Origin of the sequence: Jeotgalicoccus meleagridis, assembly GCF_903994045.1 — a bacterium.
GTDB lineage: Bacteria > Bacillota > Bacilli > Staphylococcales > Salinicoccaceae > Jeotgalicoccus > Jeotgalicoccus meleagridis.
This window is the reverse complement of the sequence record NZ_CAJEWD010000008.1, coordinates 362,358-387,098: the sequence shown is the minus strand read 5'-3', so window position 1 is coordinate 387,098 and position 24,741 is coordinate 362,358. Positions and strand designations below refer to the sequence as shown.

Annotated in this window: 20 protein-coding genes; 15 read left to right on the top strand and 5 right to left on the bottom strand. The window is 36.1% G+C overall.

Annotation, left to right across the window (positions count from 1 at the left end; genetic code table 11):
• Positions 1-9 precede the first annotated feature (9 nt).
• The 6 genes from JEOSCH030_RS07600 (at position 10) to JEOSCH030_RS07575 (ending at position 7,145) form a co-directional block, all read left to right on the top strand.
• Complete coding sequence (locus JEOSCH030_RS07600) at positions 10-678, top strand: hypothetical protein (protein WP_185125991.1); 669 nt, start codon at positions 10-12, stop codon at positions 676-678.
• A gap of 168 nt (positions 679-846) precedes the next feature.
• On the top strand, positions 847-1,557 hold the full coding sequence (locus JEOSCH030_RS07595; RefSeq protein WP_185125990.1) for a zinc-ribbon domain-containing protein: 711 nt from the start codon (positions 847-849) through the stop codon (positions 1,555-1,557).
• A 19-nt stretch (positions 1,558-1,576) separates the two neighbouring features.
• The gene (locus JEOSCH030_RS07590) at positions 1,577-3,001 is read left to right on the top strand and encodes a TcaA second domain-containing protein (RefSeq protein ID WP_185125989.1); all 1,425 of its coding nucleotides are present in this window, start codon (positions 1,577-1,579) and stop codon (positions 2,999-3,001) included.
• A gap of 271 nt (positions 3,002-3,272) precedes the next feature.
• Positions 3,273-4,691 (top strand): sodium:solute symporter family protein, encoded by a 1,419-nt coding sequence (locus tag JEOSCH030_RS07585; RefSeq protein WP_185125988.1) that lies wholly within the window; start codon positions 3,273-3,275, stop codon positions 4,689-4,691.
• 14 nt (positions 4,692-4,705) lie between these two features.
• Positions 4,706-6,310, top strand: a complete 1,605-nt coding sequence (locus tag JEOSCH030_RS07580; RefSeq protein WP_185125987.1) for an amidohydrolase — start codon at positions 4,706-4,708, stop codon at positions 6,308-6,310.
• 115 nt (positions 6,311-6,425) lie between these two features.
• Positions 6,426-7,145, top strand: a complete 720-nt coding sequence (locus JEOSCH030_RS07575) for a tyrosine-protein phosphatase (protein ID WP_185125986.1) — start codon at positions 6,426-6,428, stop codon at positions 7,143-7,145.
• Here the strand turns inward: JEOSCH030_RS07575 and JEOSCH030_RS07570 are convergent.
• Positions 7,126-7,719 carry a pyridoxamine 5'-phosphate oxidase family protein gene (locus tag JEOSCH030_RS07570; RefSeq protein WP_185125985.1) on the bottom strand — a complete coding sequence of 198 codons (594 nt, stop codon included), beginning with the start codon at positions 7,717-7,719 and terminating at the stop codon, positions 7,126-7,128. The two genes, JEOSCH030_RS07575 and JEOSCH030_RS07570, sit on opposite strands and share 20 nt — an antisense overlap.
• Positions 7,720-7,806: 87 nt before the next feature.
• Between JEOSCH030_RS07570 and JEOSCH030_RS07565 the strand changes: the two genes are divergently transcribed.
• From JEOSCH030_RS07565 to JEOSCH030_RS07555, 3 genes are all read left to right on the top strand, one after another.
• Entirely contained in the window at positions 7,807-8,007 is a 201-nt protein-coding gene (locus JEOSCH030_RS07565) for a hypothetical protein (protein WP_185125984.1), read from the top strand.
• A 203-nt stretch (positions 8,008-8,210) separates the two neighbouring features.
• Complete coding sequence (locus JEOSCH030_RS07560) at positions 8,211-8,582, top strand: hypothetical protein (RefSeq protein WP_185125983.1); 372 nt, start codon at positions 8,211-8,213, stop codon at positions 8,580-8,582.
• A gap of 136 nt (positions 8,583-8,718) precedes the next feature.
• On the top strand, positions 8,719-10,719 hold the full coding sequence (locus tag JEOSCH030_RS07555; RefSeq protein WP_185125982.1) for a coiled-coil domain-containing protein: 2,001 nt from the start codon (positions 8,719-8,721) through the stop codon (positions 10,717-10,719).
• 131 nt (positions 10,720-10,850) lie between these two features.
• On the opposite strand, the gene JEOSCH030_RS07550 is transcribed toward JEOSCH030_RS07555, so the two are convergent.
• Positions 10,851-12,077, bottom strand: a complete 1,227-nt coding sequence (locus JEOSCH030_RS07550; RefSeq protein WP_185125981.1) for a pyridoxal-phosphate-dependent aminotransferase family protein — start codon at positions 12,075-12,077, stop codon at positions 10,851-10,853.
• A gap of 126 nt (positions 12,078-12,203) precedes the next feature.
• Here JEOSCH030_RS07550 and JEOSCH030_RS07545 point away from each other — a divergent pair, with 126 nt between their 5' ends.
• Both JEOSCH030_RS07545 and JEOSCH030_RS07540 read left to right on the top strand, forming a co-directional pair.
• The gene (locus tag JEOSCH030_RS07545; RefSeq protein WP_185125980.1) at positions 12,204-13,514 is read left to right on the top strand and encodes an MFS transporter; all 1,311 of its coding nucleotides are present in this window, start codon (positions 12,204-12,206) and stop codon (positions 13,512-13,514) included.
• Between the two features lie 765 nt (positions 13,515-14,279).
• A complete protein-coding gene (locus tag JEOSCH030_RS07540; protein ID WP_235962256.1) occupies positions 14,280-15,905 on the top strand; it encodes an SLC13 family permease in 1,626 nt (541 codons plus the stop codon).
• A gap of 70 nt (positions 15,906-15,975) precedes the next feature.
• On the opposite strand, the gene JEOSCH030_RS07535 is transcribed toward JEOSCH030_RS07540, so the two are convergent.
• Together JEOSCH030_RS07535 and JEOSCH030_RS07530 are read right to left on the bottom strand one after the other, a co-directional pair.
• On the bottom strand, positions 15,976-17,235 hold the full coding sequence (locus JEOSCH030_RS07535; RefSeq protein WP_185125979.1) for an MFS transporter: 1,260 nt from the start codon (positions 17,233-17,235) through the stop codon (positions 15,976-15,978).
• A gap of 112 nt (positions 17,236-17,347) precedes the next feature.
• Positions 17,348-18,958 (bottom strand): PucR family transcriptional regulator, encoded by a 1,611-nt coding sequence (locus JEOSCH030_RS07530; protein WP_185125978.1) that lies wholly within the window; start codon positions 18,956-18,958, stop codon positions 17,348-17,350.
• Between the two features lie 243 nt (positions 18,959-19,201).
• Here JEOSCH030_RS07530 and allB point away from each other — a divergent pair, with 243 nt between their 5' ends.
• Positions 19,202-20,569 (top strand): allantoinase AllB, encoded by a 1,368-nt coding sequence (gene allB / locus JEOSCH030_RS07525; RefSeq protein WP_185125977.1) that lies wholly within the window; start codon positions 19,202-19,204, stop codon positions 20,567-20,569.
• Between the two features lie 39 nt (positions 20,570-20,608).
• On the opposite strand, the gene JEOSCH030_RS07520 is transcribed toward allB, so the two are convergent.
• A complete protein-coding gene (locus JEOSCH030_RS07520; protein WP_185125976.1) occupies positions 20,609-21,433 on the bottom strand; it encodes an alpha/beta hydrolase in 825 nt (274 codons plus the stop codon).
• 170 nt (positions 21,434-21,603) lie between these two features.
• Between JEOSCH030_RS07520 and allC the strand changes: the two genes are divergently transcribed.
• From allC to allD, 3 genes are read left to right on the top strand one after another with little or no spacing between them, the layout of a single operon-like run.
• On the top strand, positions 21,604-22,827 hold the full coding sequence (gene allC, locus JEOSCH030_RS07515; protein ID WP_185125975.1) for an allantoate deiminase: 1,224 nt from the start codon (positions 21,604-21,606) through the stop codon (positions 22,825-22,827).
• A 59-nt stretch (positions 22,828-22,886) separates the two neighbouring features.
• Positions 22,887-23,678 carry a (S)-ureidoglycine aminohydrolase gene (allE, locus tag JEOSCH030_RS07510; RefSeq protein WP_185125974.1) on the top strand — a complete coding sequence of 264 codons (792 nt, stop codon included), beginning with the start codon at positions 22,887-22,889 and terminating at the stop codon, positions 23,676-23,678.
• 31 nt (positions 23,679-23,709) lie between these two features.
• Positions 23,710-24,741, top strand: a complete 1,032-nt coding sequence (gene allD / locus JEOSCH030_RS07505; protein WP_185125973.1) for an ureidoglycolate dehydrogenase — start codon at positions 23,710-23,712, stop codon at positions 24,739-24,741.

Here is a 24,741-nt window from a genome sequence, read left to right as displayed (position 1 = left end):
GGGGATACCATGAAGAGCTATAAAGAGACAAAAGAATATCTAAAACAATTGGAAGATTACAGATCTTTTCAATACAGATCAACACGTCTACCTGAAATGGTAGAGAAAGAAACAAAACACTTTAAAGACGTTCAAGAGTTCTACAAAGAAGAGGGCTTCAACCATCTTTCAGTAGTGGAAATCATCAGAACATTTATTAAGGTAGATATTTTAAAACTGTCACTCATGCAAAGTACACATGGGATTTATGTTGATGGAAACACTCCTCAATACCCATCAGAAGCAGAGACAGTGGCAAAATTCACTTTAGAAACATCAGATATTGATTTTTATCAACTCATTCTTCCTGAAGATTTAGAGAAGAAAAATGAAGAAATAAAAGAAGCAATCATCAGCTTTAACCGAAGCGTTGAACCATTCCTACAAAGCATTGAAAAAAATGCAGGTGATGTGACAACAACAGTTCAAGCTGTGATTACAGAACTATTTAATTCAAATCCACATATTTTAAGTAAAATATATGATGAAACTTATTATGAAACAGTCTTAAACTACATGATTGATAATGCATTTGAAAACACTTGGAAACAACAAAAAGTGCAAACACCACTTGTGTCATTCTATGCAATGTTCACATTATCATTCTACGATAATGTATATTTAGATCAATTAGTATAAGAGAAAGGCCAGCCGTGCTGGTCTTTTTTCTTTGTTTTTTTCACTTAGAAATCTAAATAACAGTATAAAAAGAACTTTATAAGATAATAAGTAAACAATATTGTTATGAGAACGTTATTACCATATTGTAAGTTGACTGGAAAATACTGATAATAATATTAATGATTAATGAAATTAGGTGATTACTTGAAATGTCCAAATTGTAATGCAGAAGTATTTGAAGGTGATAAGTTTTGCGGAAACTGCGGCACACCCTTAACTGAGGATGAAAAAATTCAGAGTGACCAGCATAAGAAAGCAGATATTAATTTATCTCCATACTTAAAAGCCTTATTTAAAACACCATCCAGAGTAATAGAAAAACCAAACCAATTTAATACATACACCATACTCACAACACTCGCTGTGATCTTACTCATCCTTGGCGGTTTGTCCTTTATCTATTATGAAGGCTTTTATTTAAACTTTGGCCAAGGACTTAGCATATTTTTAAGAGCAATATTTATTTATTTAGGAATTCTCATAGGCTACGGCTTAGCGATGATTGGCACAAGCTATATTTCTTCAAGTGTAGAAATAAGATGGAAGACAATACTTAAAAGTTATATGAGTTTATCAGTCTATGCCTTATTATTTTATGTACTTTCAATGCTGGTCTCTATTATAGGCATATCTTACCTGCCAAACACTTTTAACATAATCGCTCTAATCACACTGTCACTAGGGACTTACTATATTTATAAACAATACGTACAAACCAATGAAAAATTCGATTCATTTTTTGTCTTACTAATTCACATTGTCTTAACCGGTCTAGTCTCTCATATAATCTATCAATACTGGATCATTCAAATCTGGAACAATGCATTTAATTTTTAATCTATAAAGGAGCACTTATATGAAATATTGTAGTCATTGTGGACATGAACTAAGAGAAGGCGTCAAAGTTTGTCCCAACTGTGGTCACCACATTCTAGACACACAGCCAAAGAAAAAAGGAATGTCGAAGAAGAACAAAAGTATTATTATCATTACAGCGCTTATATTACTTGCATTAATTATTGCTTTTTTTGTAGTGAGTCAGTTTTTATCACCTGATAAACAACTCGCTAACATTTCACAAGCGATTGAAGAAGAGAATGCAACATTACTGATAGAAAACATTGATAATGACATCAGTAAGACAGATGCAGAAGCATATTTTGCTTATATTAATGAAGCGGGTAGTAAAGACACAGTGCTAGAAAACTTAGACAAGGTAAGAAATACAGACTTCAACAACTCAATGTACGAAGAAGTTGAAGATGGTATGAATCTCTTATTAACTGTTGAAGAAAAAGGAAAACAATACCTAATTTTTAAAAACTATAATATTGAAATTCCAAAGGTATCTGTATACAGCTACGATGATTTTAATATCGATGAATTTACCTATCAATATAACGGCAAAGACAGAAGATGGAATGGGACAACCGATAAGGTTATGGATTTGATCCCAGGTATTTATAGCTTTGAAGGTACAAGTAAAATAGGAGAAGATGAATACAGTGGTCTAATGAATGTAGATTTAACGGATAGTGAACATATCACCTTCAATCCAGGTTACTACAACATTAGTTTGACAGAAAACATATCATTTTCGAGTATTGATATTGATTATGACGATATCGCCATTAAAGTTAACGGTGAAGATAGGCCGGCAGATTTTAGTCAATATGAAGTGAATATTGGACCGTTTAAAATAGGTGAAGAAGTCAATATTGAAACACTAGTCAATACTGGTGGTAAACAACTCATCAATGAAGGTCAAGTGGTCAATCCTACTGAAGATGAACTAAACTTTGAATATATGTCATCTGGTATAGTTGAGCCAACAGTTCGTCTAGAGCTTGAACACGACCAAGATAAATTAAGAGAAGTTGCAGATGAACAAATGAATGCTGAAATGAAAAAAGCAGCACAAAAGGATTTTGAAGAAAACCTAGAAGATAATGCCAAGTTGTTTGTAGAAAATTATTTATACGCCTTAGAATCCATGTACTTATTTGAAGATATAAATGAAGTTGAGGATTTTGTTGAAGAAGGATCTGGCGTTTACAATACTTTAGTCAATAATATAAACAGTGGCACCTTTGAAGGTATGTTTATTTTTAATGTTAGTGTCACTAACTACAGTAAAGAAAATAACACGATTACTCTAACTGCCAATACTGAAAGAGACTACGATGCTTTACCGAGTTCCCAGTCATTTAAAACAGTTTACACAATAAACTATGACCCAGAAAACTTAAGATTTACCATTGTAGATTTTAGAGATATCTAAAGATAAGACTAGCTTAGCTAGTCTTTTTTCTTTGGGTAAAACTTTAGTACACTGTTAGTAAGAAAGGTGTGAAGACTATGGAATTTTTAGATTTATTGATCTTACAAAACACAAGTGAATCACCCTCATTTAATTGGTTAGCGATTATTGCTGGGATTATATTTTTAGGCATTGCGATCTTTATGTACAGAAGTTTAAGAAAGTGACTGAATTTTCATATTAATCAAAAGTAGGTTATAATACTTAGATACTTAAAACATGGGGGAAATTTATGATTTGGTATATTGCGTTTTTTATAATCTATTTTGGCGCCATGATTGGTGTCGCGTATTATTATTTCTTTAAAATAAAGACCTATGAGGACTACATGATTTCATCATGGTCCACTGGTTTTTGGCAGATTACGGGGACTATTATTTCTACCAATGCTGGAGCAGCCGTCTTTATTGGTTGGGTCGGTTTAGGTTTTACAGTCGGTTTATCTGGTTACGTAAAATTTGCTATGGTCGCCTACATATTCAGTTTGATTTTAGTTATATTTTTCGCTAAACCTTTACGGCGACAAAAACTATTTACTTTAGCAGATTTATTTACAGTCAGATTCGGTGGCAGAACAGGAATTATTCCTTCGATCTTATCAGCAGTTATTTACTGTGTACCAACACTTGCACTGCAGTTAATTGGTATGTCTACAGTATTTAACATTACTTTAGGTTGGAACCAAGCAACAGGCATGATTGTCGGGACTATTTTAATTTTGATATTTTCAATTTTAGGTGGCTTACCTGCAACGATTTTAACAGACGCCATTCAATCCATTTTAATTTTGATTGGTCTAGTGATTTTAGCCATTACTGTCGTTATGCATGTTGGAGGTTTACCAAACTTATTTGAGAACACTTCTTGGGAATTTTTAAGTCCAATTAGTGCAGATGGTGTGTCTGATACGATTTTATATGCCTTATCTGTTGGACCATTTTACTTAGTTTGGCAGTCCACTTGGCAGAGAATTTTTGCAGCTAAAGATGAAAAAACAGCACTGAAAGCTGGTATTACTGGTCACGTTATTGTTATGGTGATTTCATTTTTACCATTCTTGATCGGTGTATCTGCCAGACAATTTGTAGACTTAAGTATGGACCAAGATTTAGTCTTTGCTTTTGTTACTAATGAATTATTACCGACACCGATTGCAGGGATTATCTTTGTTGCATTACTCGCAGCATTGATGACTGGAGCCACTTCATTTAACTTACAAGGGGCATCAAACTTAACAAGGGATTTATATCAGGTCTTGTTCAACCCTAAAGCAAGTAATGAAAAGCTCTTACTTGTTTCTAGAATATCAGTCGCCATCATGACGATTTTAGGTCTAGTTGTTGCCTTCTTTATTACAAATATTAATGATGCATACCGCTGGGCTTTAATGGTCAATGGGGTCATGCTTGTCTTCCCATTCCTAGCCATTATGTTCTGGCCAAGGGTCACAAAAGCAGGCGTATTAACAAGTATGATTGGTTCAATTATTTTAATATTGATTTATCCTTACTTAAATCTACCATTTGACCAAGCACTCGTTGGCTTCATTGTGTCATTTGTCCTACTCGTAGTTGTGAGTCTCTTAACCCAGCATGATGAGAAAGAAATTGCGAAACCTGCATTTAAATATAAACTTGAAGATTATAAATAAGGGGATTGTTGTACATGGTAAAAAAGATTATTAACGCCAAGGTCTTAGATGTTGATACAGGGACTCATACTTTAAGTAGTGTCTATGTAGATGAAGGTAAAGTGAGTCAAATTATCAAACAGGATTCAATGATAGTAGAAGATGCTGATCTTGATTTATCAGGTAAATTTTTATCGCCTGGATTTATAGACACACATAGTCATTTAGTCATGTATTCAAACTTTAGACGTCAGCTTAATTGCTCACCAGAAAATGTAACTAGTATTGAAGACATTATTAGTCAATTTAAAGAAAGAAAAGATGAAATTTTAAGAGATGGTTGGTTAAGAGGATACGGTTATAATGAATTTGAACTAAAAGAACAGAGACATCCTAACCGCTTCGATCTCGACCGTGTATCAACTGACATTCCAATCTATATTCAGCATTCTTCTGCACATATGGGAGCAGTGAATACAAAGGCTTTAGAAATTATGGGCTTAGCACTCGATAGTGAAGATCCAGAAGGGGGGTTTTTTGAAAGAGATGAAGATGGTTTGGTTAATGGGGTATTATTTGAATTTCCAGCCTTAGATCTAGCTAAAGCTGTCCTACCTGAAATTGATGCAGAGACTTTGAGTGATGATATAAAAGGTGGAGTCAAGGACTATCAGTCGAGAGGGATTACTTCAGCATCTGAAATGTGTGTGGGTCTTTTAAACGGAATTAATGACTATAAAGCTGCTTTAAAATATTTAGAAGGTCCACAGAACTTTAGAATACGATTTGCAATTGATTATAAATTATTACTAAATGATCCATTATTTAAGGGTGAAGATGCACATTCTTTAAGAGAAAAATTTGAAGAATTGTCTAAAGGGTATTCTACTTTAGCAGGCGCTAAATTTTTTAACGACGGTTCAATTCAACTGCACACTGCAAGTTTAAGAGAACCATACTACGACGGGACACCAAGTCCTAAAACACAGTTTGCTTTTGTAGAATTAAAGGAGTTATTCATTCACTTTCAGGACCTAGGCTATCCATTAATCACTCATGCCAACGGTGATCAGGCAGGGGAAGATGTGATAAAAGCCTATATAGAAACTAAGGATCATAAACAAACAGATATTAAACATCGGGTGGAGCACTTGCAAATCGCCAGTCGAGAAGATATTAAACTGATGACTGAGAATAACATCGGTGGATCTTTCTTTATCAACCATATCTATTATTTTGGTGATATTCATAAAAGTAAATTTTTAGGACCAGAACGCGTTAAACATTTAGAACCTGTAAAAACGGCGGAAGAAGAAGGTATGACTTTTACTATCCATTCAGATTGTCCTGTGACAGACATTTCACCTTTATCATCAATTCGTTTTGCTGTAGAGAGACAAACTAGAAATGGTGATACTTTGGGTGATGAGGAAAAATTAAGTCGTCTTGAAGCTTATAAAAAAATGACGATTGATGCAGCAAAATTAAATGGCACAGAAGATACAGAAGGAAGTATAACAGTTGGTAAGTACGCAGACTTTGTAGTACTAGATGATAATCCTTTTACTGATGGGTGTGAGCTTTCAGATGAACTCGTTTTAATGACTATGGTGAATGGTGACATTGTATATGAAAAATAAGAGGCTACCCTTTGGGTAGTCTTTTGTAATGTTATTGTTAACTGAGTGGCCTTTCATTTAAAGATTTAATTTTAGGCGGTATAATAAAGATGAAAATACAAATATGGAGCGATTAATGATGATTGATATTCACAACCATTTACTGATTAACGTTGACGATGGTCCAACAAGTGAGTCGGACGCATTGGATCTCATAAAACAGGCTGTTGATGAAGGGATTACTGATATTATTTGTACACCACATCATCATAGCCCAGCACATATTACGCCGAGTCATGTAGTTAAAGAAAAATTAGAGGCACTTAAAAAAATCAGAGATCATCATCAATTAAATGTTGAACTTTATCCTGGTCAGGAAATTCGTATCAATGATGACTTGATCGATGAACTGAACAGTGGAGAAGCACTGACTTTAGCTGAAGGAAAATATATTTTGATAGAATTTTCTTTTACAGAACTAAGAGAAGATGTGCCTGAAGTATTTGAACAAGTTCGGGAGTTGGGACTAACACCGATTATTGCCCATCCGGAACGCTGTGCACCATTAGTAGAAAGAAAAGATTTATTAGCTGATTTAATTAAGGATGGGGCACTTGCTCAAGTGACAGCAGCATCTGTTTGTGGCGATCTTGGTCAAGACCTTCAGGAAGTGGCACTGGATTTAATAGATGAAGGCCTTATTCACATAGTATCCTCTGATGCCCATCACAGTGTGAACCGACCATTTCGCATAAAAGAAGCCTATCATATCATTGAAGAAAGACTTGGATTAGACGTCGTCAATGATATGAAAAGAAGAGCAGAAACAGTACTCGCTAGTCGTGTGACGACTTAACTTTAAAGTAGTCACCAGTATTTTTTGAAGGCTCATCTACGCTTCGATCTTCTAAAAACTTTTGGTCAACAAGGTGTGGAATGTGTTTAGAACAATGAATATATGCTTCATCAACTTCTATAACAACCCAGCGTTCCGCTCGTTTTTGATGAAACTGAGCTAGTTTATCAATTTCTGTTTGTTTAATGAGATTTTTGAGTTGGTCATTTTCTAAAATTTTAGCACGACCATTGACATGTAAGCCCACCTGGTCTTGTAAGAAATCTATGAAGAGTAGACCAGCATGAGGATTTTCTACTATATTTCCTAAAGATGCCATAACACCATTTCCTCTATACTCTGGATACATGAGTGTTTTTTCATCGACCACATAGACAAAACCTGGGTCTCCAGCCTTAAATGATGAGTCACAGTGACCAGACTCATCACTCGTTGATATAAATAAAAACTGCATTCTTTGAATAAATTGAATCATATGTTCATTTAAATAGTCGATCATTTGATTATTATAAAAAGCATCTGCACGTCTTTTTGTTGAGAACTTTTCTTGTAACTCTCTTTCACCTTGAGACATTTTATCGCTCCTATGTCATAATAAACAATATTTTAACACTTTTAAAAAGATGAAAAAGTGGGTATAGGTGACAAAGAGGTGAATGACATGAAAAAGATTATTACCATTCATTATATTGGTGGCTCTAATATGGAAATCAACAAGACTGAAGCGGTCGAGGTCATTTTAAATTACTTAGAAGAACCAGAACAAGACTTAGCTTTCATTAAAATTCCACTTAGATCCGGTGAAGAAGTATTTCTTAATATGAAATTAGTCACTTCAATTGAAGTTAAAGACTTGCGTTAAACATGTAAGAATAACTTTAGTGCTTTCGATTTATATAATGAAACAGGCATGGAAATCTTAGGTTTCCATGCCTGTTTTTTTAATTTACTTGTTTAGCATTTGAGATCATTAATAATTCATTTCTAATCGTCTGCAAATCCTTTGGTGTTGGATAGTTTTCAACACATATAATCGCTGTCTTATAGATGTTTTCATAAGGGGAATTGTTAACGACTAATTTTGTTCAAAGAGATACTGATGGTGACGGTGACCCAGACGTGACTGATCCAGATGACGATAACGACGGATTTACGGATGAAGAAGAAATTGATGCTGGTACTGATCCTAAAGATTCAAACAGTTACCTTGAGGACAAATCTGATAATGTGGATAACAATGATGGAAATAATGTCCAACCAACACCTCGAACAAATATCGATGATTCAGACGAAGGTGTGGTCGATGTTCCAGTCATCCACCCAGTTGATGTGGATGATCACCAAGTAAAAGCTCGAAATTTAATCGAACAAGCGGATCGATGTAAGGAAGAAAAAATGACACAAATTGAACTGGTTAATAAATATCTAAAGGCCTAAAAAATCAATTTATTATTTTAATAATAGTCTCAAAAATTTACACAATTAATACAAAGATGTTATGCGTTTTATCCAAAATAAGTGTATAATTAAATCACTACTATATTAAAGATGAATCTGTTTGGAGGTGAATCTTTTGAAACTGAAACATTTTCTAACCAATAATAATTTAACAATTAATAAATATAAAACTATCGTTTCGACTGTTGTTTTATCGAGCCTATTATTTATAGGTTTAAACGTGCATGCTGAGGAAGTAGATACTTCTAAGGACAGTGAGCAAACAAAAACAGAAAACACTGTAGAAGACAAACAGACTAAAGAAGAAACGAAGACTGAGCAAATTGAAGACTTAGAAGTAGAAAAAGAATCTGTAGCGAGTCAAATCAGTGCACTCGAATATTTGGATGCTGCTACAAGAGATGATTATATTTCAACTGTTATGAACGGTCAGGACCTAGAAACGATCCAAGCAATTTTAAGTCAAGCAACAGCTGAGAATGACTACTTACTACAAGAATATGAAAAAGAGCAAGCAGAAGCTAAAGCTGCTGAGGAAGCAAGATTAAAAGAAGAAGAAGTCGCTCGAGATAAGGCAGCAAAAGAAGAAGCTGCGCGACAAAAAGCTGAGGCTGAGAAAAAAGCAGCGGCTGAAAAGGAAGCAGCAGAAAAAGAGGCTGAAGCTAAGAAAGAAAAAGAAGCCCAAGAAGAGGCAGAAAAGCCTAAAGAAGATAAGGAATCAGAAAAAACTGAAGATGAATCTAAAGAATCAACTGATTCAAAAGAAGATACTACGAAAGAAGATAAAGAGAAAAACGACAAATCTACTGATGATGTAGAATCAGATGAAACAGACGAAACAGACGAAACTTCTAAAGAAAATGATGAAGTTACTGAAGAAACACTTCAAAAAGATGAAAACAAGGAACCTGTAGAAAAAGATCAAGTTCAAGAAGATAAAGAAAGTAAAGAAGAGGTTGAGGTCCCAGAAGAAGATACTCAGAAAGAAAATGAGTATCAAGAAGAGGTACAGGAGCCAACTGAAGTAGTGGAACCTAAAGAAAATGTTCCACAAAATGAAGATAATCAAGTGGATAATACACCAGTTGAGCCTGAAGTGGAAGTAGAACCACCGGTTCAAAACAAAGACGTAAAAACTAAAGTCAATGATGCATATAACAATGCTTCTAATACACAAGAACTCAAAAAGCAGTTAACAGATGTGGTTAATCAAACTTTTTATTTAAGAGATAATCAAGCCTTCATGAAATCTTTAAAAGTAAATATTGAAGACCTATCTCCTGAAGAGTTCACTTACATGATCTTAAAACAAGCTTCTGAAAACAGGGAAAGAAATAATACGGTCATTATGAGAAGTGAAGATCTTCAACAAGACGTAAGTCAAAACACAAACGCTTTACCTAAAGACCTAGACGGTGCTAAAGCACTTGCTAGAGAACGATTAAACTTATTGTTCTTTTTATCTGATGAACAAAAATCTGCTTATGTAATTGCAATTGACTCAGCAAATTCTGTCGGTCATATTGAAGCGGTGTTAAAAGAAGCAAATCAAGTGAATGATAATTTTGTGCCTGAAGACGTAGTCTATGGAACTTATCCTTCAACTGAAAAGAAATCAATGATGTACCAAGCATCAGAAAAAAATTATACTTTCCAGGATATGAGCATGGAAATCCCATCACTCGATGAAATACAGGGATTGAATTATATTCCATTTGAACTCTACACTAAGGTAACTTCAAACTTTGAAAGTGAAGATTATCAAGTGAAAATTCAAATAGATGAGAGAATTGCCCAACATATTATGGGTGTGACATCTCAACCATTTAATCAAAGTACGACTAGACCCTATAAACGACAATTTGATGATTTAGGTCAAACAACTAATATTTGGTCAGTGGCTTATTATGAGTCCAGTTACGGTTTATTCTCCTTATCTTATGAAGAAACAGATATGAAGTCTACAAATGGAATGATTATGTTAGAAGAGACGATTGGAGAAATCATGAGTCATTATGATGATCTCGATTCTAATCCATTTAAGATGACCTTGGCTGTAGAAAACAGTCAGAAGCATACACTAATTGATTCGACGATTCACCATCAAAGTATATAAGAAAAGCAGCTTAAAATCTTAATAAAAGATTTTTAAGCTGCTTTTTATTTATATCAATATTTTTGGTGATAAGTGCTGAGATTTGTTAGGACTTATCACCATTTATCTATAAACTCAAGACTCTCTTACTTTTATAATTCGTTTTTGTCGTAGAATTCCATCAACGCTTTAAGTCCAGCAGAAGCATCGATGTTTTTAGCACCTTTTGCTTGTAAAAACACACCAAATGTTGAAATGAAGTTCATTATGTTGTGTTTTTCAGCGACATAACCCATGGTACCGATACGCCAGATTTTCCCAGCGACCTCACCGAAAGTACCTGCAATTTCAATACCGAATCGTTGTAGTAGTTCTCCTCTAAACTCTGTATCTTGCATACCTTCTGGAATATCCACACAAACTACCATTTGCATTTCATAATCCTGATCACCAAAGATATCCAAGCCCATTGCAGTCAAGGCTTCTTTTAATGCTTGATGGTGATAGCTATGACGTCTTGCACGCTGTTCAACGCCTTCATCAATCGCTAATTTCAAGCTTTCATATAAGCCGTAAACATTTACTGTTGCTTCGGTATGGTGGTTGAGTCGACGCTCACTCCAATAACCTTCTAACTGAGTTAAGTCTAAGTAGTTACTCGTAATAAAGTTAGAATCATTCGTACCATCTTCTGTTGTACGGATTCCTTCTTCTACGCGTTTACGTTTATTAATTTCTTCACTAAAACGATCATTATAAGTAATTGGTGTAATTCCTGAAGGGACACTCAAACATTTTTGAGCACCACCAATGACAGCATCTAACTCCCATTCATCTACAGGAATATCTTGACCCATATATGTTGCTACTGCATCAACAACTGTAAATGCACCACGTTCTTTTGCAGCTTTACCTAGTTGATCAATCGGTTGACTTCTTCCTGATGAAGTTTCACCGTGGATAATTGCAAGTACTTTTGGTTGTACCTTATCCATTTCTTTAATGATATCTTCTTGTGGAATAATTTGTCCCATAGGTGCTGTGATTGTATGTACTTCACCACCAGCACGTTCAATTAGCTCGATCAACAAATGACCAAAGCGACCAATTACAGGAACGAGTACTTTATCACCTTTAGAAACTATACTTGAAATTACTGCCTCAATTCCAGCACGGCTTGTACCATCAATTGGGTAAGCCCATTTGTTTTGTGTTTTAAAAGACTTTCTAATTAATTCCATAGTTTCATTCATTAAATCAGTAAAATCCGGATCGAATTGGCCGAGTATTGAGTTGCTCATTGCCTGTGAAACACGTGGATCAACTGCAACGGGTCCTGGTGTCATAATTAATCTTCTATTTACTTTCAAACTTGCCATAATCGTCTCATCCTTTATATTTTTATTCCTATATAATATAACCGTTCTCACTAGATAGCAAACAATAAATTTCATTTTTGTGATAAAATGAACATAAAAAGTGTGGGAATTTATACATAATGGATAATGTTTTGTTATAAGATTAGCTTTATAATAATAAGTGATAAGAGAATAAGAAAAAAGGAAAGAGGGAAAAAAGTGGAAAACAAACATCAATCGAACAACTATTGGATTAAAATTGTCATTGTCTTTACACTTGGATGGGTAGCAATTTACGCGACACGTACAATTTTAAACCCGATTATGACAAACATCCAAAGTGAGTTCGCAATCACAACTGCACAATTAGGATTAATTTCAAGTCTATTTTTCCTAGGTTATACCGCGACACAAATACCATCAGGATTTTTAGGAGACAAGTTCGGGCGTAAGAAAATGATTATTCCTGCCTTTATAGGATTCGGTATTTTAGCAATTCTATCAGGACAAATGATCACTTTCTACATGTTCCTAACAATGTGGTTTATGACAGGTATGTTCCAAGGGGTCTTCTACGGACCACAGTACGGACTATCATCTGAAGCAATTCCACAAAAGCGCTTAACAATCGGTTCATCAATCATTAACTCAGGTATGGCGCTTGGTATGTCAGCTGGTTATTGGATTTCAAGTATTACAGTACAAGAAATGGATATGTCTTGGAGAACACCGTTCTGGATTATGGGTGTTATCGTAATTATTATCGGTATTATCATGTGGATCGTTGTTAAAGAACATCCTCCAGGTCACGAAAAAACAGTCGATAAAAATGCTCCAGTAGAAAAATTAAAAGTATCAGAACTATTTAAAAACAGAAACCTAATCTTAGCCTTTATTATCATATTCTGTTCAATCTATGGTTTCTTCGTAATCTTGACATGGTTACCGTATTACCTTGAAACTGCAAGAGGCATTTCAGGAACGAGTGTTGCATTTGTATCATCACTTGTACCATGGGCTTCTATTCCAGGTATGTTACTCTTCGGTTGGATTTCAGATAAAATTGGTAAGCAAAGACCAGTATTACTATTCATGGTCCCACTTGCTTTCCTATCTACAATTTCAATCGTAATCTTCGATCAAATGTGGGTACTCTACGTCGCACTAATTGTTTACGGTATCGTTGGTAAATTAAGTACAAACCCAGTATTGATCGCAGTTGTTGCAAACAACGCGCCAAAAGTTGGACTAGCAACTTCATTCGGAATTTATAATTTTATCGGTATGTCAGCATCAATCCTAGCACCATATATCACAGGATTTATTACAGATGTAACAGGTAACTTGGACATGGGCTTCTACCTTGCAGGTGGTCTTCTAGTTATCGCAATCATTGCAGTATTCCTAATTGACGAGTCAGGTTACAAACGCGTAGTCGATGTTGAAAAAGTAAACTAAGTATATATGAAATTTCTAAGACCCCAACTGTGGGGTCTTTTTTTGTTTGCTTAGATTGAGTGTGGGGCGAGGGTGTTGGGTTGGTATTGTTATTGCTGAAGATGTTGTTGCTTGCGGTTCAATGAGGGGTGTTCATTGAACTCCGGAGCCCGAGATCTTAAAGTAATATTCACATTTGTCCTGAAGTAAAACTGAAAGAGGCTTGAATGTCCATTAATTTTGAAATTTGAGCACTCAATGTCCAGTTAAAAAATCTATCAGTACAATGAGAAGATGACGAAGTCCAGATAACGTGCTATCAGTACAATGAGAACACGACGAAGTCCAGGTAACGCGCTATCAGTACAATGAGGACACGACGAAGTCGAGGTAACGCGCTATCAGTACAATGAGAACATGACGAAGTCCAGGTAACGCGCTATCAGTACAATGAGCGCCGAACGAAGTCCTGATAAAGCCCTATCAGTACAATGAGCAGCTGACGAAGTCCAGGTAACGCGCTATCAGTACAATGAGAACAAAGCGAAGTCCAGATAACCCCCTATCAGTACAACGAGAACCCGACGAAGTCCAGATAAGCCGCACCCACATCATTTATCATTCAGTTTTATCAACCAAAGCCAAAATAAATCCTTAACTCAAACATATAAGCGCTTTCACGGTATTAATAATAAGATAAACTTATCATAAGTGTTAATTATTATATAGATTTATCAGAAAACTTATGATAAATTGAGTTTATGTTTATTTTAAGGAGGGAATACTTTGAGTCAATCAAAAGAAAAGGGGATTGTTCAAAAGTCTTATGACAATTTATGGTCTGAGTCTAAGAAAACAAAATCTCTTTTAAAGTTTTTTAGTGCAAAAGATTTAAAAAATGCTTCAACGGGTGGGTTACCGCCTGAAGAACCGGGTGTTAAATCATATACTAGGGTTCAACTCATTGGATTATTTTTAGGTCCAATATTTTTTATTTTAACGTTACTATTCTTACAATCTGAATCCTTGGATTCAAAAGGGATTTTTGTCGTTGCAGCTGCTCTATGGATTGCAACTTGGTGGGTCACTGAGGCCATTCCAATCCCTGCAACATCACTTTTACCTTTAGTGCTGTTTCCTATGGGTAGTATTATGGGGAACCAAGATACTGCAAGTTTCTATGGGGATGACATTGTATTCCTATTCCTAGGTGGATTTTTACTTGCGGTTGCTATGGAAAAATGGAATTTACATACGCGTATTGCCTTATCGATTATTAAAGCGATCGGTACGACAACTGCAACGATTCTTTTAGGTTTCATGATTTCTACAGCATTACTGTCAATGTTTGTATCGAATACTGCAGCTGTTATGATCATGATTCCAATCGGTTTAGCAATTATTAAAGAAGCGCATGCTTTATCGACACCTCAAGTGCAAAATGATGTTAAATTATTTGAAAAAGCACTTGTACTTAGTATTGGTTATGCAGGTACTATCGGTGGTTTAGGAACTCTAATCGGAACGCCACCACTAATTATTTTAGCTGGACAAATGAAGCAAATTTTTGATGTTGAATTAAACTTTGCTCAGTGGATGTTAATCGGGGTACCTGTTGTTATCGTAATGCTAGGACTTGCTTGGGCTTACATGAACTTCTTCCAGTTCAAACACGGTATGAAACAGTTACCTGGTGGACGTAAAATTATCGTCGACGAGTTAGAGAAATTAGGGAAGATTACTAGAGAAGAAAAATGGGTGCTAGCAGTATTTATTCTAGCTGCATCACTTTGGATTTTAAGAGGATTCTTCTTTGATCGTTTTGCATTTACAGAATTACTTGGTGATGGTTCTATCGCTATGTTTGCGGCAGTTCTATTATTCATCATTCCATCTAAGAAACAAAATGGCCGTGTACTCGACTGGGGTGTCGCGAAAGACTTACCTTGGGGCGTGCTCTTACTATTCGGTGGTGGGCTAGCGCTTGCGGGTTCAATCGTTGAAACGGGCGTTGACTTATGGATTGGTGAAATGCTATCAGGTGTTGGCGGTGTACCGCTTATCTTGATGATTACAATTGTAGCTGTACTCATTCTCTTCTTGACTGAGTTCACTTCAAACACAGCAACTGCAACGATGATTTTACCAGTCTTAGCTGGTTTAGCAATTGCTCTAGACGTTCATCCTTTAGCTTTAATGATTCCTGCTGCTATGGCTGCTAACTGTGCTTTCATGTTACCAGTAGGAACGCCACCAAACGCCATTGTCTTTGGGACTGGTAAGGTGAGCATTGGAGAAATGATGAAAGCTGGCTTTGGCTTAAACGTTATTGCAGCCCTAATCATTATCGTTGTCGTTTATCTATGGGTACCAGTGGTCTACGGTATTGACTTACTTACATTCCCATTTTAATTAACTAGATAAAATGCACAAAAAAAAGATGGTCTCAAGAATTTTCTTGAGACCATCTTTTGTATTTGTCTTAAGCGTGTTGTGAGTTTTTGCCATCTCTTAAGTAGATTACTAAGAAGAATAGCGCGGCTGCTACTAGTAGTAAAATTGTACCAATGTAGAAACCGATAATTTGTGAACCTGTAGTATCACCGATGAATCCAGTTAACCAAGGTGCAACAACTGATGATGCCATACCGAAGAAGTTAAACAAGCCAAGTGCTTTAGCTGTTTTGTGTTCCGGTACTGAATCTGATACGTAAGTAATCAACACAGGGTCGATTGCTAGTTTACCAAATAGTCCGTAAAGAATTAGTGCGATGTACAGAATCCATGGTGATGGAGAGTATACTGTCAATCCAATCATGACTGCAGCAACAATCAATAAGCCTAAGATATATTTCAAACGATCTTGTTGTCTTCTGTCTAGAATACGAGCGAAGATTAATGCTCCAGGAATACCTGCAATAGCAACTAGTGCTGAAACATAACCAACATCTGATTGTGCGAATCCTTTTTCAGCAACTAGGAATGAAGGTAACCAAGTTACAATCATGTAGTAACCGTAACATACTGCGAAGTATACGAAGTAAATCGTTAAGTGTTTACCTGAGAATAATGACACGCCGTCGTCTTCTTCGACAACTGGTTTTGCATCTACTTTAACGCCACCATTGTTTTCTTCTTCCATAGCAGCAAGTTGTTTATCACTCTTGATGTTGATGAAGAAGATGAATGTGACACCAAGGATGATTAGTGCAGTACCGTAAAGCATCCAGTTCCAATCAATGTTTAAGCCACCAACAAGAACTGAAGAACCAATTAGTCCGATTACCATACCGACAGCAGAACCAGAGTTGATTACTGCGTTAGCAAAAGTTTTCTTGTCTTTTGGTACATGTTTTGCTGACAGACTGTAAGCAGCTCCGTAGTAAGAACCTGTTGCAAGACCTGCGATGAGTGAACCGAGGTAAACTTGGATTAGAGTAGATGAAGTACCAAGTACCACTGCACCTATTGCAAATCCGATGAATGCTGGAATTAAGACTGATTTTTGTCCGAATTTATCTACAAGTGCACCTGCAGGAATCTGCATACCTGTATAAGCAAAGAAATACACAGAAGCAATTAACCCAATTTCCGCGTTAGAAGCATTACCGAGCGCTTCTTGAATCTGAGGATAAATTGGCGTTAATATTGTTCTGTAAATCCAAATAGCGACCCAACCGAGTACTAAAGCTATAATTATCTTTTTATAGTAATGGGAGCCGTTTTTTTGATTTTGATCCATTGTGACGCCTCCTATTTAATTGACTAGCTATATTATACTAGTAAAGATGACAAAACTCATTGTTCATAATGAACAATGAGTTTTAATTTTATTATAGGTTTTCAACAAGTAATTAAGTATTTTGAATATGCTGTGAAATGAAGAGTGCCAAGCGAATATTTAATGAATGAACGGGATCCATGACATTTACTCTAAGCATTTCTTCACACTTATTGATTCGATATTTTACAGTATTTCTATGAACAAAAATTTCATTCGATGTCTTGGTAATATCACATTGATTGTCCATGTAAATTTGTAAAGTTTTCTTTAATTCCTTGTCTTTTGTATTCGCTGGGAAGGCGAGCTCTCCCAACGTAGAAATTACAAAAGGTCTCACCTTATCTGCTGGTAAAAGCTGTAATAATTCTTCGAAATTTCTAGGACGATAAATTTCTAAAAACTCTTTTTCTCCATGATCTTTTGAAATATCAAAAGTCTCTTGTGCTTCTAAAAATGAGGTGTGAATTTGACTGAATTCAGACACTTCGTTACCAATTCCAAAAGACAGTGATTCCTTAAAATACTTCTTATATTCTTGTTGTAAATGACGGCAATATGCTTGGTAATATTCGTGACGGTCCTGTAGAAGGATAGCAAACTTGTTAGAATCACCAAAACCAAAAATACTGATATTAGGATCCAAGGTCACTAGTACACTCTGCAACCACTCGAAAGTGAGCTGATAACGTTCATTGACGTACTCAGAGTTCTCTATGTCAGAAGTAGAGTCGATACCGCATATTATAACTTGATAATAAGATGAATCTTTTAAGTGATAACGTTCAAAAAAGTCGGGATGACTTTCTAAGTTAATCGGGGAGCCATCGGATGAGTTAATGATCGAACCAAAGAGTAAATTGACATCTTCTTGTTCCGTTGCTCTGATTCTTGAATTTTTGTATATTGCAAACGATAAGGAGTTGATAGCTTGCTCAATTGCTAAATGACTAAAAGGATAGGAAATTGAATCGAGGTTTGAGACTACCAGATAGTAAGGGAAGTATGAAAAAGCAGGGACTTCAAAGACCGCATATTTACTATTGAAATCACGGCTAGCATCTTTTTTCTCTGGCAGATAAATATCATTAAAATAACGCAAGTTTTCCTTATACAACTTCTGATTATTAGTAAAGTGATTACTCACTTCTTCAACTTTATAAAAAGGATTAATCAACATCAAAGGCAATCGCAAAAACTGACTCAGCTGATTGAGCATACGCTCGACAGAGAACTCTTTAATCAACATGGAATTCATTCTTTGCTGGACTTCTAAAGCGTAGTAAAGTTTTTCTGTCTCATCATTTGATATATAAGTTGCGATGCTATGTGTCGCTTGACCTAGCTTCCAATTATCTGGGATCTCAATTAAGGGAAAATTTAAAGAATCCGCATGGTCAATGACCGCCTGGTCAAGTGTATGGATAAAGCGCGACAGCTTAATACCAAGTGCAGCAACAGGTACTTCATTGATGCCGTCAATAAATTTTATCAAGCCTTTAGGATCATCCTTAAAGTTCATGGCTGTTGTCAGTAAGATAGTGTGTTCTGAAGTGTAGTCCTTAACGTCAGGCGTTTCTGTAATATCGACGCTAGTCACTTCTCTATCTATATTACCGTTTTTATTTATGAGTTTAAAATTAGAAAATCGTTCTAATGATAAAATTTCTCTAATTGATACCATGTATTCATCACCTATTATGTTAATAAAGAAAATTTGTACAAAATGAACAAAAAACTTTTTCTATGCTCATCTTTTTAACAATTTTTATTTCCTCATATAATAGTACACTAATAATAAATAAAACGTAAATATTAAAGACTATTGAGTGTTAGAATGCTTGTTTTAGGGTAAAATGTTTTATAATACATTTTAGCACTCAAGCTTTTTTGCGTTTTTTTATAAATGGGTAGGAGGAAATTTTTCATGGCTTTTGATTTAGTAATTAAAAATGGACTTGTTATTTTACCAGGTGGCGAACAAGTTGTTGATGTTGCTGTTAAAGATGGTAAAATTGCTCAAATTGGACTTGACATAGAAGCAGAAGCTGCCAAAGTTGTCGATGCTAAAGGTTTAATCGTATCACCAGGTATGATTGATGCCCACGTACACATCTCAGAACCAGGCGGTTCCATTCGTGATCACTGGGAAGGTTATGACACAGGTACGCGCGCCGCTGCTAAAGGTGGGGTGACTTCATTTATAGAAATGCCTTTAAACCAAATCCCAGCAACAGTTGATAAAGAATCAATTGAGAAAAAATTTGCTGCAGGTGATGATAAGTTATCTGTCGATGTCTACAGTTATGGTGGACTAGTTCCATTCAATTTAAATGGTGGCATTCAAGAATTAGATGACAATGGGGTCGTCGCTTATAAAGCATTTGTCGCAACAGCAGGAGACCGTTCAATTGAAGGAGACTTCATGAATGTCGATGATTACTCTCTATATGAAGGTATGAGACAAATTGCTAAGACTGGTAAAATTTTATCAGTTCACGCTGAAAACGGACCGATTACAGATAAGCTTGGTCAATTAGCACAAGAACGCGGTGAGAAATCATTAGCGGCTTATGTCGATTCTAGACCAGTATTTACAGAAATCGAACCGATTCAAAAGATTATTCTTTTTGCTAAAGAAACAGGCTGCCGTGTGCATATCGTTCACGTTGCTAATGCTGAAGCAATTGACTTAATTCATCAAGCAAGTAGTGAAGGTGTCGATATTACATGTGAAACGTGTACACACTATCTCTACTTTTACAAAGAGGAATTAGATGACATTGGCCCAGTTGTTAAATGTTCACCACCAATCCGTGAAAAATCACGTCTTGAAGGTATGTGGGATAGAGTCTTTGACGGTAAAGTTATGTTTGTAACAAGTGACCACTCACCATGTACACCAGATTTAAAAGATACAGATGATGCTTTTGAAGCTTGGGGTGGAATTTCTGGAATCCAAAATAATGTGGATCTCCTATTTGATGAAGCGGTTCAAAAACGTGGTATGTCACTGACACAATTCGCTGACATCATTGCATCGAATGTTGCAGATCGTTTTGACTTGGCTGGTAAAGGACGCATTGAAGTAGGTTATGATGCAGACTTCGTCTTAATTAAAAAAGATGCACCATATACTGTTAAAAAAGAAGAATTAGAATACCGCAATAAAATTAGTCCTTATATCGGACGTGAAATTGGCGCACAAGTAGCTGGTACAATTTTACGTGGAAATGAAATCTACAACATGGAAAATGGTGTAAGTGATCTTAAGATTGGACAATTCTATAAATAAAAATTTAGCGATTCAAACCAGCTGGTTTGAATCGCTTTTTTATCTTTGGTCAGCCATAAATTGAACAGCTGCCTCATAAATTTTAAGATTTTCATCAGTGACTTCCTGATCGAAATTATGAACTGTCGTATCAATTTCTAGAAACTCATTATTTTGGACACTTTTTGAAAGCTTACGACTAAAAAAGACAGGCACATCAGGATCTCCTTTAGCATGGACGATAAAGATCGGTGGAAGTTTTGAAAAATCATCCTGAGTGAGACGGTATTTATCAGCATTAACATCTATGCCAAGTTTATCCTTCCAATTACCTTTGTGACGATAATACAAATAGAGTAGGTAACGTGGATCAACAGGTTCATTCACTGTCACATAATCTCTCGTATTTGTAACTTCTAAGTCATCGATTAAGAGGCTAGATAAATGTTTTTGATCATGTGGTAAATAGTCAAAGTCACTATGAGTAAAGTTGAAATAACCGTAAAAATCAATGACACCGGCAATATTAAAGTCTCGTGCCATCATTAAACTCAGGTAAGCACCTGCCGAGCGACCTAAAACATATATATTTTCGTGTTTTAAAGATGCCGCAAAGTGATATAGGTCTTGTAAGTCGGAAAATATATCATCAATATTTGATTCCGGCGCTAGGCGATAGTCTGCTAAGAGTACATCGAAGCGGCTTCGTAATATGTCTAAATACTCTAAAGGGAGGTCTGTTTTTTCGCCGAATACGAGTCCGCCACCGTGCAGGTAAATTAAAGTGCCAAGGATTTCATCTTTATTGTGGGCAGTGCTTTCATATAAAAAGCCTGTTAATGAATATGATTCTTCTGTTTTTATAGTCACTGTGGACTTAGTCATCAAATCAAACTCCTTTATTTATTTTATTCTTTATACAGATTACTGAAATTTTCTGTATTTGTCTAAAATGAATAATTTGTTTCCGGATGATTGTTGGAACTGTCAATGTTACCGATGAGTATAAAGATTATAATAGATAGTGAAATAATATGAGTGGAGTGGATAAAAAAATGGATATTCGTGAAACTTTTGAAAAACTGGACAAACAGTTTACAAGTTACGGTGGATTAGACCCTCGTGGAATAACTCGCCTACTTTATTCAGAAGAATGGCGCCAAGCAGTTGACGCTTTGAAAGAAATTTTTGAAGAAAACGGCCTAGAAGTATCAAGTGATGCTGTAGGTAACGTATCAGGTCGACTAATTGGTTCAGAAAAACCAGAAGAAACAATTATGTCAGGTTCACACATCGATACTGTTGTAGAAGGTGGACACCTTGACGGACAGTTCGGTATTTTAAGTGCACTAATTGCTACTCTTTACTTGAAAGAAAAATACGGTCAGCCTAAACGTACTTTAGAAGTACTTTCTATCGCTGAAGAAGAAGGTTCTCGTTTCCCTTACACATTCTGGGGTGTGAAAAACTTCTTTAACCTTCAAAACAATGATGATGTTAAAGACATCACTGATGGAGAAGGAATTAAATTCGTTGATGCAATGAGAGAATCAGGTTTTGACTTCAGAACTGACGATAAAGTTCGCGACGATATCAAAGCCTTCATAGAAGTGCACATTGAACAAGGACAAATCCTTGAAAAAGAAGAGAAAAAAATCGGGGTTGTTACAGGTATCGTTGGACAAAAACGTTACACTATCAACCTAAAAGGTGAAGCAAACCACGCTGGTACAACACCGATGGGTTACCGTAAAGATGCAGTAGTTGCTTTCACTGAGATTGCTCAAACGCTTGTAACTAAAGCACGCGAAATCGGCGATCCACTAGTTGTGACTTTCGGTAGCGTTAAACCAGTTCCTGGTGTTGTTAACGTTGTTCCAGGAGAAGTTGAATTCTCAGTGGATACACGTCACATCGATGAAAAAGAATTAAACGACTTCGCTAAAACTGTTGAATCAACAATTAACGAAGTTGCTGAAAAATACGGTATGACTGCTGACATTAACCTTTGGATGGAACAAGAGCCAGCGCTTATGGACGAAGGTATTGTTAACATGATTGAAGAGTCTGCAGAAAAAGTTGTTGGCGATTCTTACAAAGTAATGCCTTCAGGTGCAGGTCATGACTCACAGATCTTCTCAAACTACATGCCTACAGGAATGTTATTCGTTCCTTCAATCGGCGGTATTTCACACAACGTAGAAGAAGAAACTGACATTGAAGACCTAGTTAAAGGTATTGAAGTATTAGCAGAAACTCTATACAAACTTGCTTACTAAAAGTGAGTTTGCATAGCTTATATATAGATTTTTATACAATAGAAAGGGAGATATTATAAATGGGTTACTTAAATCACCAGCAAGGTTATAGAGAAGGACTTTTAGAAACACGTTCAGTAGTGAAAAAGGAGGCTTATGCAGTATTAACTCCAGACGGCTTAGTTAATAACGTTGTACCTGGATTTGAAGATTGCGATATGTCAATCCTTGGTTCACCACGTATGGGTGCTCGCTTTGTCGACTACCTTGTAACTGTTAAAAATAACGGTGGTAACAAAGAAGGTTTTGGCGGCGACGGCATCCAAACTTTCCTATATGTAGTATACGGAAACGTAACTGCAACTGTTGATGGACAAACTTACGAACTAACTGAAGGTGGCTACATCTACGTTCCACCACACTTAGAACTTAAATTCGAAAACAATAACAACGGTGAAGATAGCCGTCTTTTCCTTTATAAGAAACGCTATCAAGAAGCTAAAAATGTTAGTAAACCAGAAGTTGTTACTGGCAATGTAAACAACATTGAAGCTAAAGCATACGAAGGTATGGAAGAAGTATTAGTTCAAGATTTACTACCAGCTGACATTAGCTTTGATATGAACATTCACATTCTTTCATTCAAACCTGGTGCGTCACACGGTTATATTGAAACACATGTTCAAGAGCACGGTGCTTATGTACTATCTGGACGTGGTATGTATAACTTAGACAACGACTGGATGCCTGTAGATAAAGGTGACTACATCTTTATGGGTGCTTATGCACTACAAGCAACTTATGCAGTTGGTTTAGATGAGCCATTTGCTTATATCTATTCTAAAGATGCAAACAGAGATATTGAATTATAAGTTATAAGAGAAATTCCAGGAGGTGAAAGTCGTGTCAGAAGAACTTGTATTATCAAATTCAGCTGAACTTAGAGAATTATTTAAAGAAAAATTAATGCTAAACGGTATGCCTGAAGTTTTTGCAGACCGTGCAGCTGATGTTCTAGTATGGGCTGATGAACGTGGGATTCATTCACACGGTTCAGTCCGTATGCAGTACTACTCAGAACGCTGTGCAAGAGGTGGCTTTAACCTAGAACCAGAGCTTAAGTTTGAAAAAACTGGCCCATCAACTGGTGTTTATCACGGTGATAATGGTCTAGGTCATTACGTTGCTTATGAAGCAATGGAAGAAGCAATCAAACTTGCTAAGGAATCTGGTATTGGTGCAGTTGGTGTGAGTCAAATGTCTCACTCAGGTGCGATCGGTTACTTCGTACAAAAAGCAGCTGAACAAGGTATGGTCGCTTTATCAATGTGTCAATCTGACCCAATGGTTGTGCCATTTGGTGGTTCAGAACCGTACTTTGGTACTAACCCAATTGCTTTTGGTGCACCGAGAAAAGATGGACAAACACCAATCGTCTTTGACATGGCGACTACAGTTCAAGCTTGGGGTAAAATCCTCGATGCTAGAAGTAAAAATAAAGATATTCCAGATACTTGGGCAGTCGATAAAGACGGTAACCCAACAACGGATCCATATGCAGTAAACGCTCTTTTACCTGTAGCGGGTCCTAAAGGTTACGGTCTCATGATGATGGTCGACATTTTATCAGGTAGTCTAATGGGTCTTAACCATGGTAAACATGTTTCAAGCATGTACAAGGACCTAAGTGAATACCGTCGTCTCGGTCAATTCCACTTGGTTATTAATCCTGACTTCTTCTCAACAAGAGAAGCGTTAGAAGAGAAGATGGAAACTATGATTGAAGAGTTGCATGCTAATAAGCCAGCAACAGGTTTTGATCAAGTTTACTATCCAGGTGAACTCATGGAAGTTACTAAAGCAGAATACGAAAAATCTGGCATTCCGATCCCTGAAGATATCATGGAGTACTTAAAATCGGATACACCATACTAA